Annotated in this window: 14 protein-coding genes; 8 read left to right on the forward strand and 6 right to left on the reverse strand. The window is 73.7% G+C overall.

Going from position 1 to position 14,706, the window contains the following annotated elements; translation table 11 throughout:
* Positions 1 to 6: 6 nt before the first annotated feature.
* The 3 genes from D7M15_RS29445 to D7M15_RS19110 all read right to left on the reverse strand — a co-directional run bounded on the left by D7M15_RS29445 (position 7) and on the right by D7M15_RS19110 (position 2,169).
* On the reverse strand, positions 7 to 138 hold the full coding sequence (locus tag D7M15_RS29445) for a hypothetical protein (RefSeq protein ID WP_276314465.1): 132 nt from the start codon (positions 136 to 138) through the stop codon (positions 7 to 9).
* Positions 139 to 317: 179 nt separating this feature from the next.
* Entirely contained in the window at positions 318 to 524 is a 207-nt protein-coding gene (locus D7M15_RS19105; RefSeq protein WP_121518629.1) for an acyl-CoA carboxylase epsilon subunit, read from the reverse strand.
* 49 nt (positions 525 to 573) lie between these two features.
* Positions 574 to 2,169 carry an acyl-CoA carboxylase subunit beta gene (locus D7M15_RS19110; protein WP_121518630.1) on the reverse strand — a complete coding sequence of 532 codons (1,596 nt, stop codon included), beginning with the start codon at positions 2,167 to 2,169 and terminating at the stop codon, positions 574 to 576.
* Positions 2,170 to 2,351: 182 nt separating this feature from the next.
* Here D7M15_RS19110 and D7M15_RS19115 point away from each other — a divergent pair, with 182 nt between their 5' ends.
* The 5 genes from D7M15_RS19115 (at position 2,352) to hutH (ending at position 8,452) form a co-directional block, all read left to right on the forward strand.
* Positions 2,352 to 3,218: a biotin--[acetyl-CoA-carboxylase] ligase gene (locus tag D7M15_RS19115; protein ID WP_121518631.1), complete on the forward strand. Its 867-nt coding sequence runs from the start codon at positions 2,352 to 2,354 to the stop codon at positions 3,216 to 3,218.
* Between the two features lie 236 nt (positions 3,219 to 3,454).
* Positions 3,455 to 4,444 (forward strand): adenylate/guanylate cyclase domain-containing protein, encoded by a 990-nt coding sequence (locus D7M15_RS19120; protein WP_240649687.1) that lies wholly within the window; start codon positions 3,455 to 3,457, stop codon positions 4,442 to 4,444.
* Positions 4,445 to 4,551: 107 nt separating this feature from the next.
* The gene (locus D7M15_RS19125) at positions 4,552 to 5,370 is read left to right on the forward strand and encodes an enoyl-CoA hydratase-related protein (protein ID WP_121518632.1); all 819 of its coding nucleotides are present in this window, start codon (positions 4,552 to 4,554) and stop codon (positions 5,368 to 5,370) included.
* Positions 5,371 to 5,543: 173 nt separating this feature from the next.
* Entirely contained in the window at positions 5,544 to 6,749 is a 1,206-nt protein-coding gene (locus D7M15_RS19130) for a GGDEF domain-containing protein (protein WP_121518633.1), read from the forward strand.
* A gap of 119 nt (positions 6,750 to 6,868) precedes the next feature.
* Positions 6,869 to 8,452 (forward strand): histidine ammonia-lyase, encoded by a 1,584-nt coding sequence (gene hutH / locus D7M15_RS19135; RefSeq protein WP_121518634.1) that lies wholly within the window; start codon positions 6,869 to 6,871, stop codon positions 8,450 to 8,452.
* Positions 8,453 to 8,566: 114 nt separating this feature from the next.
* Here hutH and D7M15_RS19140 read toward each other — a convergent pair whose 3' ends face one another.
* Complete coding sequence (locus D7M15_RS19140) at positions 8,567 to 8,986, reverse strand: hypothetical protein (protein ID WP_121518635.1); 420 nt, start codon at positions 8,984 to 8,986, stop codon at positions 8,567 to 8,569.
* Positions 8,987 to 9,488: 502 nt separating this feature from the next.
* On the opposite strand from D7M15_RS19140, the gene D7M15_RS19145 reads away from it, so the two are divergent.
* Positions 9,489 to 10,751: an Ig-like domain-containing protein gene (locus D7M15_RS19145; protein ID WP_240649376.1), complete on the forward strand. Its 1,263-nt coding sequence runs from the start codon at positions 9,489 to 9,491 to the stop codon at positions 10,749 to 10,751.
* Between the two features lie 150 nt (positions 10,752 to 10,901).
* Here the strand turns inward: D7M15_RS19145 and D7M15_RS19150 are convergent, their stop codons facing one another.
* On the reverse strand, positions 10,902 to 11,459 hold the full coding sequence (locus tag D7M15_RS19150; protein ID WP_121521024.1) for a type 1 glutamine amidotransferase domain-containing protein: 558 nt from the start codon (positions 11,457 to 11,459) through the stop codon (positions 10,902 to 10,904).
* Positions 11,460 to 11,616: 157 nt separating this feature from the next.
* On the opposite strand from D7M15_RS19150, the gene D7M15_RS19155 reads away from it, so the two are divergent.
* A complete protein-coding gene (locus D7M15_RS19155; RefSeq protein ID WP_121518637.1) occupies positions 11,617 to 12,498 on the forward strand; it encodes a class I SAM-dependent methyltransferase in 882 nt (293 codons plus the stop codon).
* 382 nt (positions 12,499 to 12,880) lie between these two features.
* On the forward strand, positions 12,881 to 13,504 hold the full coding sequence (locus D7M15_RS29150; protein ID WP_121518638.1) for a hypothetical protein: 624 nt from the start codon (positions 12,881 to 12,883) through the stop codon (positions 13,502 to 13,504).
* A 51-nt stretch (positions 13,505 to 13,555) separates the two neighbouring features.
* Here D7M15_RS29150 and D7M15_RS19165 read toward each other — a convergent pair whose 3' ends face one another.
* Entirely contained in the window at positions 13,556 to 14,383 is an 828-nt protein-coding gene (locus tag D7M15_RS19165) for a hypothetical protein (protein ID WP_127201775.1), read from the reverse strand.
* Positions 14,384 to 14,706: the final 323 nt, after the last annotated feature.

The following is a 14,706-nucleotide window of genomic DNA, read 5'->3' on the forward strand; positions in this document are numbered from 1 at the left end:
GGGGCGTCAGCGCCCGCCCGCCGCCAGCAGGACGCATGAGAGGACGGCGACGGCGAGCAGCCAGCTCAGGCGCCGCAACATGGCCTGAGCGGCCCGGAGTTCCTCCGGCGGTTCGTCACGAGGGTCGGACCAGAGCATGCCCCCGATGGTGCGCCGGAAGGGGCGACGGCGCCTGAGTACCCGTACTCAAGCTCTTTCTGGGGCTCGGCTCGCTTCCGGGCGCTGGTCCCGGTGCCGACGCTCCTCGGCGCTGCGCTCGCTCGTCCCTCGCTCCCTTGACCTCGTCACTTTCGGCACCGGCGCGCCCCTCGGCTCGCTCAGGCGGGCCAGAACGTCGTGCGCCACGCCTTCGGGCCCGGGTGCGGGACCTGGGAGCGGGGGATGGTGCGGGCCGGGTCGGACCACTCGTCGGCCTCGGCCACCGTGTGGTCGCCCGCCACCGAAGCGGCGGCCCGCGCACGGACCACCGCCAGGGCGGCGGCCAGCTCCTCGGGGGTGGGGTTGCCGCGTACGACCTTGATCATGGTGTTGCCCCTCTCCGTGTTCCGTGCTTGCGGCGGCGGAACGGCCGCTCTAGAGCGGGATGTTGCCGTGCTTCTTGGGGGGCAGCTGCTCGCGCTTGGAGCGGAGCGTACGTAGCCCGCGGACGATGTGGCGCCGGGTCTCCGACGGCATGGTGACGGCGTCTACATACCCACGTTCAGCCGCGACATACGGATTGAGGAGCGCGTCTTCGTACTCCTCCGTCAGTTTCGCCCGCAACTCCTCGGTGCGTTCCGGCGATCCGGCCTCCGCGAGCGTCCTGCGGTGCAGGATGTTGACGGCGCCCTGGGCGCCCATGACGGCGATCTGGGCGGTGGGCCAGGCGAAGTTGAGGTCGGCGCCGAGGTGCTTGGAGCCCATGACGTCGTACGCGCCGCCGAACGCCTTCCGCGTGATCACCGTGATCAGCGGAACGGTCGCCTCCGCGTACGCGTAGATCAGCTTCGCGCCGCGCCGGATGATCCCGTCGTACTCCTGGTCGGTGCCGGGCAGGAAGCCGGGGACGTCCACGAAGGTGAGCACCGGCACGTTGTACGCGTCGCAGGTGCGGACGAAGCGCGCCGCCTTCTCGCTCGCGTCGATGTCGAGGCAGCCGGCGAACTGCATCGGCTGGTTCGCCACCACGCCCACGGAGCGGCCCTCGATCCGCCCGAAGCCGGTGAGGATGTTCGGCGCGAAGAGGGCCTGGGTCTCCAGGAACTCCCCGTCGTCCAGCATGTGTTCGATGACGGTGTGCATGTCGTACGGCTGGTTCGCGGAGTCCGGGATGAGGGTGTCCAGCTCGCGGTCCTCGTCCGAGGTCTCCAGGTCGGCCTCCTCGGGGAAGACCGGCGGTTCGGAGAGGTTGTTGCTCGGCAGGTACGACAGCAGCGCCTTGACGTACTCCACCGCGTCCTTCTCGTCGCCCGCCATGTGGTGCGCGACGCCCGACGTGGTGTTGTGCGTACGGGCGCCGCCGAGCGCCTCGAAGCCGACGTCCTCGCCCGTGACGGTCTTGATGACGTCCGGGCCGGTGATGAACATGTGCGACGTCTGGTCGACCATCACCGTGAAGTCGGTGATCGCGGGGGAGTAGACCGCGCCGCCCGCGCAGGGGCCCATGATCAGGCTGATCTGGGGGACGACGCCGGACGCGTGCACGTTCCGGCGGAAGATCTCCGCGAACAGGCCGAGTGCCGTGACGCCCTCCTGGATACGGGCGCCGCCCCCGTCGTTGATGCCGATCACCGGGCAGCCGGTGCGCATCGCGAAGTCCATGACCTTGACGATCTTCTCGCCGTAGACCTCGCCGAGGGAGCCGCCGAAGATCGTGAAGTCCTGCGAGTAGACGCAGACGGGGCGGCCGTCCACGGTGCCGTAGCCGGTGACGACGCCGTCGCCGTACGGCCGGTTGCGCTCGATGCCGAACGCGGTGGAGCGGTGCCGGGCGAACTCGTCCAGCTCCGTGAAGGAACCCTCGTCCAGCAGCAGGTCCACGCGTTCGCGCGCGGTCAGCTTCCCCTTCGCGTGCTGCTTCTCGACGGCGCGCGCGGACCCCGCGTGGACGGCCTCCTCCGCCCGCCGCCGGAAGTCCGCGATCTTGCCCGCGGTCGTATGGATGTCGGGGCTGGTCTCCTGCTCGGACACGGCCTTCGGCTCCTACTCGTCTCGGGGCTACTCGCTCGTAGGTTATCCGTGCGGCCCCGTCGCGTCGCTGCGGCGTTGGACACATCGCCGTCACCCGCCGGACACCCGCGGGGGCGTACGGGACGTACGCGTCGTACCGGTTCCGAGCCGTACGCCACCTCCCCGGACTAGGGTGTGGACGTATGACCCCGCAACCGCCCGACGGGCCGGGAAACCGCTGGTCCGACCTTGATCGGCCGCCGCTCAGCGCCGACGCGCTGCGCCGCGCCCTCGTGCGCGAGGGCGGCCTCTACACCTCCCTGGACGTGCTCGACGCCATCGGCTCCACCAACACCGAGCTGGTCGGGCGCCTGAGCGCCGGGACCGCCGCGCCCGGCGCCGTCGTCGTCGCGGAGGAGCAGACCGCCGGACGCGGCCGGCTGGAGCGCACCTGGACCGCGCCGCCGCGTTCCGGACTGTTCTTCTCCGTGGCCCTCCGGCCGTCCGCGCCCGTCGAGCGCTGGGGCTGGCTGCCGCTGCTGGCGGGCGTCGCCACCGCGACGGCCCTGGCCCGCGCGTCGGGCGTCGACACCTCCCTGAAGTGGCCGAACGACCTGCTGGCGGACGTCGCGGGCGACGAACGGAAGATCGGCGGCATCCTCGCGGAACGCACGGGCGACGACACCGTCGTGATCGGCATCGGCCTCAACGTCTCGCTGCGCGCCGACGAACTCCCCGTCCCCACCGCCGGATCGCTGGCGCTCGCCGGGGCGGACGGCACCGACCGGGACCCGCTGCTGCGCGCGGTGCTGCGGTCGCTGGAGGAGTGGTACGGGCGCTGGGACGAGGCGGACGGCGACCCGGGCGCGAGCGGCGCGCAGGCGGCGTACGCGGCGGGCTGCGCGACGCTCGGCCGCTCCGTACGGGTCGAACTGCCCGGCGGCGACGCCCTGACCGGCGAGGCCGTGGCGCTCGACGGCGACGGTCGGCTGGTGCTCGCCACGTCCGCGGGCGTGCAGCGGCCCGTCGCGGCGGGCGACATCGTGCACCTGCGCGGCACCGACGGCTGACGGGCGGTGGCGGAGACGTACGCGGGCCGGACCGGGTGTGGCCGAAGCAGAGTGAGCTGGCACACACCTGCCGTATTGTGGGCGTTCCGCAGACGGGAAGAGAACGGGAAGGTCTGTGCACAGGGACGACCGGACCTGGCAAGGGGCGGGCAGTGACCGTGGATGAGCCGGACCCTCCCGGCGACGGGACGCCCGCCGCCCCCCGGCAGGGCGGCACGGAGGACGACCCCAGCGCCCTGCGGATCGAGGAGCTGATCCTCGGCGCCCCGCGCCAGTACACCCCGTTCCAGGCGGCGCGCGCCGCCGGGGTGTCGATGGATCTGGCGTCCCGCTTCTGGCGCGCGATGGGCTTCGCGGACGTCGGCCAGGCGCGGGCGCTGACGGAGGGCGACGTGCTCGCCCTGCGGCGGCTGTCGGGCCTGGTCGAGGCAGGGCTGCTGAGCGAGCCGATGGCGATCCAGGTGGCCCGTTCGGCGGGGCAGACCTCGGCGCGGCTGGCGGACTGGCAGGTGGACTCGTTCCTGGAGAGCCTCACCGACCCGCCGGAGCCGGGCATGACCCGGAACGAGGTCACGTACCCGCTGGTGCAGCTGCTCCTGCCGGAGCTGGAGGAGTTCCTCGTGTACGTCTGGCGGCGCCAACTGGCCGCCGCCACCGGACGGGTCGTGCAGACCGACGAGGAGACCGTCGACCGGCGGCAGGCCATCGGCTTCGCGGACCTCGTGGGCTTCACGCGGCTGACCCGGCGGCTGGAGGACGAGGAACTGGGCGAGCTGGTCGAGGCGTTCGAGACCACCGCCGCCGACCTGGTCGCCGCGCACGGCGGGCGGCTGATCAAGGCGCTGGGCGACGAGGTGCTGTACGTCGCGGAGGAGGCGGGCACCGCGGCGGAGATCGGGCTGCGGCTCATCGAGACGTTGGGGAACGACGCGACCATGCCGGAGCTGCGCGTCGGCATCGCCTTCGGCACCATGACGACGCGCATGGGCGACGTCTTCGGCAACACCGTCAACCTGGCGAGCAGGCTGACGTCGATAGCGCCGAAGGACACCGTGCTGGTCGACGACGCGTTCCGCGCGGAGCTGACGGCGGCGGGCGACGCCCCCGAGTCGGAGAAGGAGAGCGCGGACCTCACCGGGTTCCGCTTCGCCCTCCAGCCGCTCTACCGGCGCCCGGTGCGCGGGCTCGGCGTCGTCGAGCCCTGGCTGCTCGGCCGCCGGGGCTAGCGCCGCCCCGTACGGTCGCCGCCCGGTCTCCCGCCGCCCCGCCGCGTACGCGATGATGCTGCGCAGCGCGAGTGCGTGAGCGACCGTTAACAGCTGAGGAGCGTGCGATGACGCGGTACGGCGAGTGGATCGAGGTCAGGACGGGGGCCGCGGACGCCGGTTCCGGCGCGGGCGCCGCCCACGTCGCGGAGCTGGTGCTCGACCGGCCCGCGGCGATGAACGCGGTCTCCACCGACCTGGCCCGCGCGCTCGCGGACGCCTGCGCGGACCTCGCGCGGGACACCTCCGTACGGGCCGTCGTGCTGACGTCCACGCACGAGCGCGCGTTCTGCGTCGGCGCGGACCTCAAGGAGCGCAACTCCTTCACCGACGCCGAGTTGGGCCGCCAGCGCCCGCACGCGCGCGCCGCGTACACGGGCGTGCTGGAGCTGCCCGTACCGACGATCGCCGCCGTCCACGGCTACGCGCTGGGCGGCGGCTTCGAGCTGGCGCTCTCCTGCGACCTGATCGTGGCCGACCCCAGCGCCGTGGTCGGGCTGCCGGAGGTGTCGGTCGGGGTGATCCCCGGCGGCGGCGGTACGCAGCTGCTGCCGCGCCGGGTGGGCGCCGCGCGCGCGGCGGAGCTGATCTTCAGCGCGCGCCGCGTGGACGCCGCCGAGGCGCACGGGCTGGGGCTGGTGGACCGGCTGGTCGGCCCCGGCGAGGACCGTACGGAGGCGCTGGCGCTGGCCGCGGGCATCGCCGCCCACTCGCCGGTCGGGCTGCGCGCGGCGAAGCGGGCACTGCGTACGGGCTGGGGCACCGACCTCCGGGCCGGGCTGGAGATCGAGGACGCGGCGTGGCGCTCTGTCGCGTTCTCCGGGGACCGGGCGGAGGGCGTGGCCGCGTTCAACGAGAAGCGGAAGCCGGAGTGGCCCGGGGAGTGACGGGCGGCGCGCGGCGGGGTCGGTCCGGGAGGTCCGGACGGGTCGCGGCGGCGCCCACCGTACGGCGCGTGCCGTAACGGCTTACGCCGCTTGCCGCGCGCGGGCGTACGACGGGTGGAATACCCGGCGCGCGTGACACGGCGGAGGGTACCGAACGCTTCTAGGCTGGGCACATGGGAGAGGACGCGCGGCTGCGGGCGGCGGTGGAACTGGCGCAGGCCATGGCGGTGGCCCACACGTCGCGGGAGGTCGCGTACGCGGCGGCAGCGGGTGCCCGGGACGCGTTGGGCGGCGCGTTCGCGGCGGTGTCCGTGTGGGAACGCGAACGCGGGCGGCTGCGCGTACTGGCGAACGCGGGCACGCTCGCGGACGGCGAGGCGCGCCATCCGGCGGACGAGTCGTACCCGGTGCACGACTTCCCGGAGATCACCGGCTTCCCGCACGGCGAACCGGTGGGCGACGACGGGACGCCCCGCGCCTGGGTCGAGACGGCGGCGGGCGGCGCGGCCGAGGACACGGGTACGGCGGGCGGTACGGAAGGAGGCCCGGCGGGCGCCCCGTACGCGGGTGGCGGGCGCGCGGAGATGCTGCGCAGGCGCGGGCGGGCGTGCTGCGTGGTCGCGCCGATCGTGCTGCACGGGCGCGCGTGGGGCGAGTTGTACGTCGCCCGGAACACCGACGAGCCCGTCTTCCGGCGCGACGACGCCGACTTCGCGGCCGTACTCGCCGCGATCATCGCCGCCGGGATCGCGCAGAATGAGCGGCTGGAGGAGGTCCGGCGGCTCGCCTTCACCGACCCGCTCACGGGCCTCGCCAACCGCCGCGCCGTGGACGCGCGGCTGGAGGAGGCGATGGCGCTGCACCGTTCCGAGGCCGCCGTCGTCAGCCTCGCGGTGTGCGACATCAACGGTCTGAAGCGGGTCAACGACGAGTACGGGCACGCCGCCGGGGACCGGCTGCTGGAGCGCTTCGGCTCGGTGCTGTCGCTGTGCGGCGCGATGCTGCCGGGCGCGCTGGCGGCGCGGCTCGGCGGGGACGAGTTCTGCCTGCTCGCGGTGGGGCTGCCCGCCGACGAGGTGGTCCGCGCGGCGGACGAACTGTGCCGCCGGGCCGGGCGGTTGGAGTGGGGCGAGGGGGTCGCGTGCGGGGTCGCGTCGACGGGCGATCCGATCGGGCCCGTACGGTCGGCGCGGCGTCTGTTCCGGCTGGCGGACGCGGCGCAGTACCAGGCGAAGGCGGCTCGGGCGGAGAAGCCGGTGGTCGCGGGGCGGGAGGGGCCGCGGGACCCGGTCGTGCGGCTGGCGGACACCCCGGCGCGGCCGGGCGGGGAGCGGCCGGGGGGTGAGCGGAGGCGGTTCCGGGGGAGCGCCCCGCGTTGACGAATCGTTTCGGCGGAGCGTCGTCCGTGGCGTCGGCGGATCGTTCCGGCGCCGCGCGGTCCGCTCCGTACCGGCCGTGACAGAACGCGATTCACTCTCTAGGGTGCCTGAATATGAATATGCATACCGTGGTGGTGGAACCCTCCGGCGCCAGCGCCGAGGACGTTCTCGCCGTCGCCCGGGGCGGTGCCCGGGTCGAGCTGTCCCGGGCGACGCTGGACGCCGTCGCCGCCGCGCGCGGACACATCGAGGACCTGGCCGCCAAGCCCGAGCCCGTGTACGGCGTCTCCACCGGATTCGGCGCCCTCGCTGTCCGGCACATCAGCCCCGACCTGCGCGCCCGCCTCCAGCGCAACATCGTGCGCTCGCACGCCGCCGGGATGGGCCCGCGCGTGGAGCGCGAGGTGGTGCGCGCGCTCATGTTCCTGCGGCTGAAGACCGTCTGCTCCGGCCGTACGGGCGTCCGCCCCGAAGTGGCGCTCGCCATGGCCGACGTGCTCAACGCGGGCATCACGCCCGTCGTGCACGAGTACGGCTCCCTCGGCTGCTCCGGCGACCTCGCGCCCCTCTCGCACTGCGCGCTGACCCTCCTCGGCGAGGGCGACGCCGAGGGCCCGCCCGCCGACGGGTCGGCCGAAGGTGCCGTACGGCCCGCCGGTGAACTCCTCGCCGAGCACGGCATCGCCCCCGTCGAACTGCGCGAGAAGGAGGGCCTGGCCCTCCTCAACGGCACCGACGGGATGCTCGGCATGCTGGTCATGGCCTGCGCCGACCTGGCACGCCTGCTGACCTCCGCCGACATCACCGCCGCGCTCACCATGGAGGCGCTGCTCGGCACGGACCGCGTGCTCGCGCCCGAGCTGCACGCCCTCCGCCCGCACCCCGGGCAGGCCGACAGCGCGGCCAACATGCTGAAGGTGCTGGCCGGTTCGGGCCTCACCGGGCACCACCAGGACGACGCCCCGCGCGTCCAGGACGCGTACTCGGTGCGCTGCGCCCCGCAGGTCGCGGGCGCCGTACGGGACACCCTCACGCACGCCCGTACGGTCGCGGCGCGCGAACTCGCCGCCGCCGTCGACAACCCCGTGGTGCTGCCCGACGGCCGCGTGGAGTCCAACGGCAACTTCCACGGCGCGCCCGTCGCCTACGTGCTCGACTTCCTCGCCATCGCCGCCGCCGACCTCGGGTCGATCGCGGAGCGCCGTACGGACCGGCTGCTGGACAAGAACCGTTCGCACGGGCTGCCGCCGTTCCTCGCGCAGGACGCCGGGGTGGACTCGGGGCTGATGATCGCGCAGTACACGCAGGCGGCGCTGGTCAGCGAGATGAAGCGGCTCGCCGTGCCGTCCTCCGCCGACTCGATCCCGTCCTCCGCGATGCAGGAGGACCACGTGTCGATGGGCTGGTCGGCGGCGCGCAAGCTGCGTACGGCCGTGGACAACCTGACGCGGATCATCGCCGTCGAGCTGTACGCGGCGGCGCGCGCCGTCGAACTGCGCGGCGCCGACGACGGGTCGGGCCGCGCCGCGCTGCCCGACCCCGCGCCCGCGTCGCGCGCGGTGCTCGCGGCGGCGCGTGCGGCCGGGGTGGCGGGCGCGGGCGGCGACCGCTTCCTGTCACCGGACCTGGCGGCGGCCGAGGAGTTCGTACGGAGCGGCGGGCTCGTCGCGGCGGCGGAGTCGGTGACCGGGCCGCTGGCCTGAGCACGCGGTACGGGCGGGCGTCCGGGGCGTGGTGCCCGGGGCGCCCGCCCGTACGTGGTGCGTGCGTTGGTACGTGCGCGCGTTGGCGCGTGCGGTGCCGGTGGTGGTGCGCGGTTACGCGGCGCCGCGCCGCCCGGCGCGTACGGCGAGCAGGCCGGTGAGCCCGACGGCGCCGGCGGCCGTCCCCACGAGGACGGACGTCGGCACACCGCCGGAGCCCTCCTCCGTCTCCCCGGCCGCTCCGTCCGTCCACTGCTCCGTGGAGCCGTGGTCGCGGTCGGAACCGGAACCGGAACTGGAACCGGGGTCGGGGTCGGACGCGGCCGAGGAGTCCGACGCGTCCGAGGCCGATCTGGCGTGTGTGACGGGCCCGTTGTCCGTGGCGGTGCGCACGTGATGCGTCGTGCCGGTCGAGTTGACGTCCGGTGAGGTGTCCGCCGACGGCAGGAACGCGACGGCGAACAGCGCCCCCGCCGCGACGACCGCGGTGGCCAGCGGCCTGCGGTGAGCGGCTGCGGTGGGCGGTATGGGCACGGGGAGCCCCCTAGCTGCGAGTAGGCAGTGCGGGGGCCGATGTTAGTGATACCGCGCGGCAGGGCAAAGGCGCGGTGCCCCGAGCCGCGCGCCCCCGCGGCCGAACGGGCCCCCGTACGCTCCGCATATGCCACATGTGCCGTCCGTGAGCGCCGGACCCGTCCCGTGATGTCGTACATGTGTGGTATGTCGGCGCCGGGAAAGTGTGACATGGGCGACGTCGCGCAAGTGCGGCGCGAGGTGTAGCCGGGGGACGACCGGGCACGCGATCCGGAGTCCGGAACGGCCGTCGCCCGTCTCCGACTCCGCGAACCCCCGCGGTCCGCGGGTCACGATCTGGTGTCCTGCCCCACACTTTGCGCCGAGGTGGAACGGATCACAGCGCCGCTGCGTATTGATGGGTACAGCTGGGATACGCTTGTCCGGTTTTCGCCGGTACGGGGTGTACGGCGGCAGGGGTTCTGGGACTCTTGGACTCGGCAATCAGATGGGGAAGTGTGTGATGAAGGTGGGGAAGCACCGCAGGGCCGTGACGGCGGCGGCGATGCTGCTGAGCGGTGCGCTGGCACTGACCGCCTGCGGCGGCGACGACGGTGACGGCGACGGGGGCAAGGACGGCAAGGACAAGTCCAACTCCCAGAGCAGCGCTGACAAGGCGGCCGCCGAGGAGTCGTCCGACGCGCGAATAACCATCGATCCCAAGGACGGCGAGTCCGGCGCGAGCATCAACTCGGGCGGCAAGGTCGCGGTCAAGGACGGCAAGCTCACCGACGTCACCATGACGGCCGCGCAGTCCGGGACCGAGATCCCGGGCGAGATCGCCGGTGACGGCACGTCGTGGAAGCCCACCGGTGCCCTGGAGCGGGCCACGCGGTACGTGATCAAGGCCGTGGCGGAGGACGGGGACGGCCGCGAGGCGCACGAGACCTCGACGTTCACCACCGTCTCCCCGGAGAACAGCTTCATCGGTTACTTCACGCCGGACGACGGCAAGACCGTCGGCGTGGGCATGCCAGTGTCGATCAACTTCGACAAGCCGGTCACCAACAAGAAGGAAGTCCAGTCGGCGATCAAGGTCGACACCACGAGCGGCCAGCAGGTCGTGGGGCACTGGTTCAGTGACACCCGGATCGACTTCCGCCCCGAGGACTACTGGAAGTCCGGCTCCAAGGTCACGGTCGACCTCGCGCTGGACGGCGTGGACGCCGCCGAGGGCGTCACCGGCGTGCAGGACAAGGAGTTCTCCTTCAACGTCGGCCGTTCGCAGGTCAGCACCGTGGACGCGGAGTCCAAGAAGATGACCGTCGTCCGCGACGGCAAGACGGTCAAGACCGTGCAGATCTCCGCGGGCAACGCCGAGAACCCCACGTACAACGGGGAGATGGTGATCTCCGAGAAGTACAAGGAGACCCGGATGAACGGCGCGACGGTCGGCTTCACGGACGACGACGGCAAGGGCGAGTACGACATCAAGGACGTACCGCACGCCATGCGCCTCTCCACCTCCGGCACGTTCATCCACGGCAACTACTGGGGCGCGGACTCGATCTTCGGCTCCGTCAACACCAGCCACGGCTGCGTGGGTCTGAACGACGTGAAGGGCGCGGGCGACTCCAAGCAGGACGGCGCCTGGTTCTACGAGAACTCGATGATCGGCGACGTCGTCATCGTCAAGAACTCGCCCGACAAGGAGATCAAGCCGGACAACGGCCTCAACGGCTGGAACATGTCCTGGTCCGAGTGGCAGGCGGGCTCCGCGGCCTGATCCGCGAGGGCGCCGACGTACGGCCCGACCTGACGGCGCCGACGTACGGCACCGGCGCACAGCGCGTACGGGAGGCGGGGCACGGGAGTCGACTCCCGTGCCCCGCTTCCCGTTCGTGCCTGTGGACTCCTGCGTCCGTGGCCGTACGTGTCAGTGGCCCGCCAACGCGCCGGTGTCCCGCGCGAACTCCCGCAGGAACGCGTCGTCGAACGCGTGCAGGTCGTCCGGCTTCCGGCTCGTCACCAGCGTGTTGGAGCCGCCCCGGCAGACGAACACCTCCTCGTCGACCCAGGTGGCGCCCGCGTTGCGGAGGTCCGTCTGGAGGCTCGGCCAGGACGTGAGCGTACGGCCGCGTACGACGTCCGCCTCGATCAGCGTCCACGGCGCGTGGCAGATCGCCGCGACGGGCTTGCCCGCGTCGAAGAAGCCCTTCACGAACCGTACGGCGTCGGCGTCGGCGCGCAGCGCGTCCGGGTTGGCGACGCCTCCGGGCAGCACCAGACCGTCGTACTCGTCGACGCACGCGTCGTCCACGGTCTGGTCCACGGCGTACGTGTTGGCCTTGTCGAGGTGGTGGAACGCCTGCACCCGGCCCTCCGTCGTGGAGACCAGACGCGGGGTTCCGCCGCTCTCGACCACCGCTCGCCACGGATCGGTGAGTTCCATCTGTTCGACCCCCGCGGGGGCCACGAGAAAGGCGATCTTCACGATCGTCACTCCTCTCCGGCTCGTCAGGCTGCGGTTTCCGTCGGTGGCGGGTGTCCCGTACGCGCCAGGTCATGCACACGAACGTCCCCACCGGCCCGGCGGCCGGGCGTACGGTGACCGCGGCGGGGGCGCGGAGCGCGGGTGAGAGGGGTTCGGGGTGGCGGAGCGTACCGACTGGACGGCCGTGTTCGACGACGGCTACACGCGGCAGCGGCGGCGGGACACGCGGCGGCGGGTGTGGCGGGAGGTGTACGGCGACGAGTACCCGGAGGGTGCCGACCCGTACAGCTACACGACGCGCACCGAGCTGGCCCGTATCGCGGCGGAGGTCCGCGTCGGGCGCGGCGGGCTGCTCGTCGACCTGGGGTGCGGGCGGGGCGGCACCGGGCTGACGGTGGCGGCGGCGCTGGCGGGCGCGGGTACGGCGGGTGCGCGTGCCGGTGCGGGTGCCGGTGCCGGTACGACGGGTGCGGGCGGGGCGGATACGGATACGGGTGCGGACGTGCGGCTGCTCGGGCTGGACATCTCCGAGGTGGCGCTGCGCGAGGCCCGTACGGCCGTGGCCCGCTTCCCCGGCCTGGACCCCGCCCACGTCACCTACCGGCGGGGCGAGTTCGCGGCGACGGGGCTGCCGGACGGCGCCGCGGACGCCGTGATGAGCGTCGACGCGCTGACCTTCGCCCCCGACAAACAGCGGGCGCTCGACGAGGTGTTCCGCGTCCTCGCCCCCGGCGGCCGGGCCGTCTTCACCAGCTGGGACTACGACCGCACCCCGGACGACCGCCCACCCCAAGTCCCGGACCACCGGCCGCTGTTGACGCGCGCGGGCTTCACCGTACGGGCGTACGAGGAGACCCCGCACTGGCGGCGGCGGATGCGGGCCGTCAGCCACGGCCTGATCGCGCACCGCGACGGGCTCGCGGCGGAGGAGGGGCCGGAGGCGGCCGACGCGGTGGTCGCCTCGGTGCGGCACCAACTGGCGTACCAGATCCCGCTGATGTCGCGCCGGGTGCTGGCCGTCGCCGAACGGCGGCCCTGACCACCGCGCCCGACCGCCCGCCACCCGCCTCCGTGCGCACCGCGCGCTGCCCCCGCAGTGGTCGTCAAGGCCCGCCCAGTGGCGGTGAGTTGGCGGGCGATGAGCCTCCAGGCGCTGAGCGGGGCCGGGCGGTGTGCCCGGAGGACCCCGGCGGCGGATGGAGCGACTTCCTGTGGGCGTACGCCGGTACGAGCACGTCCGGTGGACCGCGCTCCCGGACGCGCTGGCGGACGCGGGCGGGGCGAACCGGACTTCACGCACCAAGTCTGAGGAAACACCTGCCCGTTGGGCGCGGGCGCCGGGGCGCGGGGGAGTGACGGGTAGACCTCGGAGCGTAGGCGACGGAGGGCGCCGCCCCGCCCCCACCTGGAAGGAGACCTCCATGTCGCGAACGGGACGCGGACCACGGCACCGCGGTCGGCTCCGGCGGGGACTGACGGGCGTCGCGGGCGGCCTGCTCGTCCTCGGCAGCGTGTCCGCCACGGCGTACGCGGGGGAGTACGCGCCGGAGCCCGCTCCCTCGTCGGAGCCGGACGGGGAGCACCGGGCGAACGCCGAACTCCTCGGCGCCTGCGCGGTCCCGCCCGAACACGACCCCGCGATCATCGACACCGTCCACCAGGTCGCCCTCGACCACCAGGTCACCCCGAAGGTGCTGCTGGCCGCCTTCGAGGCGGGCTGGGTCGAGTCCCACATGCACAACCTCGACTGCGGCGACAAGGACTCCCTCGGCGTCTTCCAGCAGCGCCCGAGCGCGGGCTGGGGCACGCCGGAGCAGATCACGGACCCGGTGTACGCGACGGCCGGATTCCTCGAACAGGCCGTCCGCAACGACGCCCGGAACCCCGCCTACACCCCCGGCCAGCTCGCCCAGAGCGTCCAGCGCTCGGCGTTCCCCGACCGCTACGACCAGAGCGAGGCCAAGGCCCGCGAGCTGATCGCGATCGCCGGACGGACGGCGGGCACGCGTACGGCAGCCGGTACCGCCGCGCGTACCTCCGGCTGAGCCGCGCGCGTCGACCGGCCGCCCGTACGTACGGGCCGGGGCGCGCGCCGTTCAGCTCCCGCCCGGCCCGCGCTGCTGCCCCCGGTCCGGCCCCGGCGCCGTCCGCCAGAACTGCCGCTTGTCCACCTCCCGTACGAACACCCCGAGCCGCGCCAGCTCCTCGCGCAGCTCCCGCGCGTCCGCCGTGTCCGCGCCGGACTTCCGGAGCGTACGGTCGCGCGCCCTGAGCAGCGGGTCGGCGCCGGCGGGCAGCCCGGGGGCGTCGGGGACCCAGCGCCGGAACGCGTCGCGGTACGGGTCCTCGGCGGCCCAGCGGTAGCCGTACGAGGTGAACGCCGCCGCCAGCCGGCCCGCGTCCAAGTCGCACTCCTCGCGCGCCAGTTCCTCGCCCTCGTGGCCGAACACCACGAGCTGCTTACCGTCCCGGCACACCAGGCCGATCCGTTCGCGCGGGATGTCGCGCGACCTGTCCTCCCTGGTGAGGACGGTGCGTTCGGCCGACACGGACAGCGACAGCTCGTGGTGCAGGATGACGGCGCCGCCCAGCAGCCCCACCACCCCGCCCGCGCAGAGCGCGCCGACGGTGAGCCACGGCTGCGGCACCGAGCCCAGCAGCTCCAGCGGCCTCTCGAACGGGATGAGGGGGATCTCCACCAGCCGGTCCGCGAGCAGCGTCACCGCCCAGGCGAGTCCGGCGCCGAGCACGGTCAGGGCGTACGCGATCCAGTGCGGCTGCGCGAGCCGCGTGACCCCGCCGCGCTCGGTGCCACCGCCCGTACCCGTACCCTTGCCCGGGTCGGCGTCCGGTCCGGCCGTACGTGGCCGCTCCGGCTCCGGGCCGCTCGGCCCCCGGTTCTGCGGCTCCTGGTCCCTCGTCATGATCGACACTCATCCGTCTCCGGCTCGGCGCGTGCTGCGGCCGGTCGCGTCCGGTGTTCCGGCGCGTCCGGTGTTCCCCGTCGAACGTAGGAGCCGTGCGCCGCGCGGACCATCGGCCGGGAGCAGCCCGCCGGGTGCCGAAAGTCGTACGCGCGGGCCGCGCCGTCATCCGAAGGTGAACCCGCACGGAGGTGAACCCGCACGGCCCGTGCGCGGACCCGAACTCCCGCGCCCCGTATGCCCCGACCCGTACCGGCCCATGGTGGTGCGGGCACCGCGTGCGCGCCGTAGGGTGTCCTCTCCCCGAGCCGCAGGAGCCGCCG

It is taken from the genome of Streptomyces sp. Z26 (genome assembly GCF_003665095.1).
Classification (GTDB): Bacteria; Actinomycetota; Actinomycetes; order Streptomycetales; family Streptomycetaceae; genus Streptomyces; species Streptomyces phytohabitans.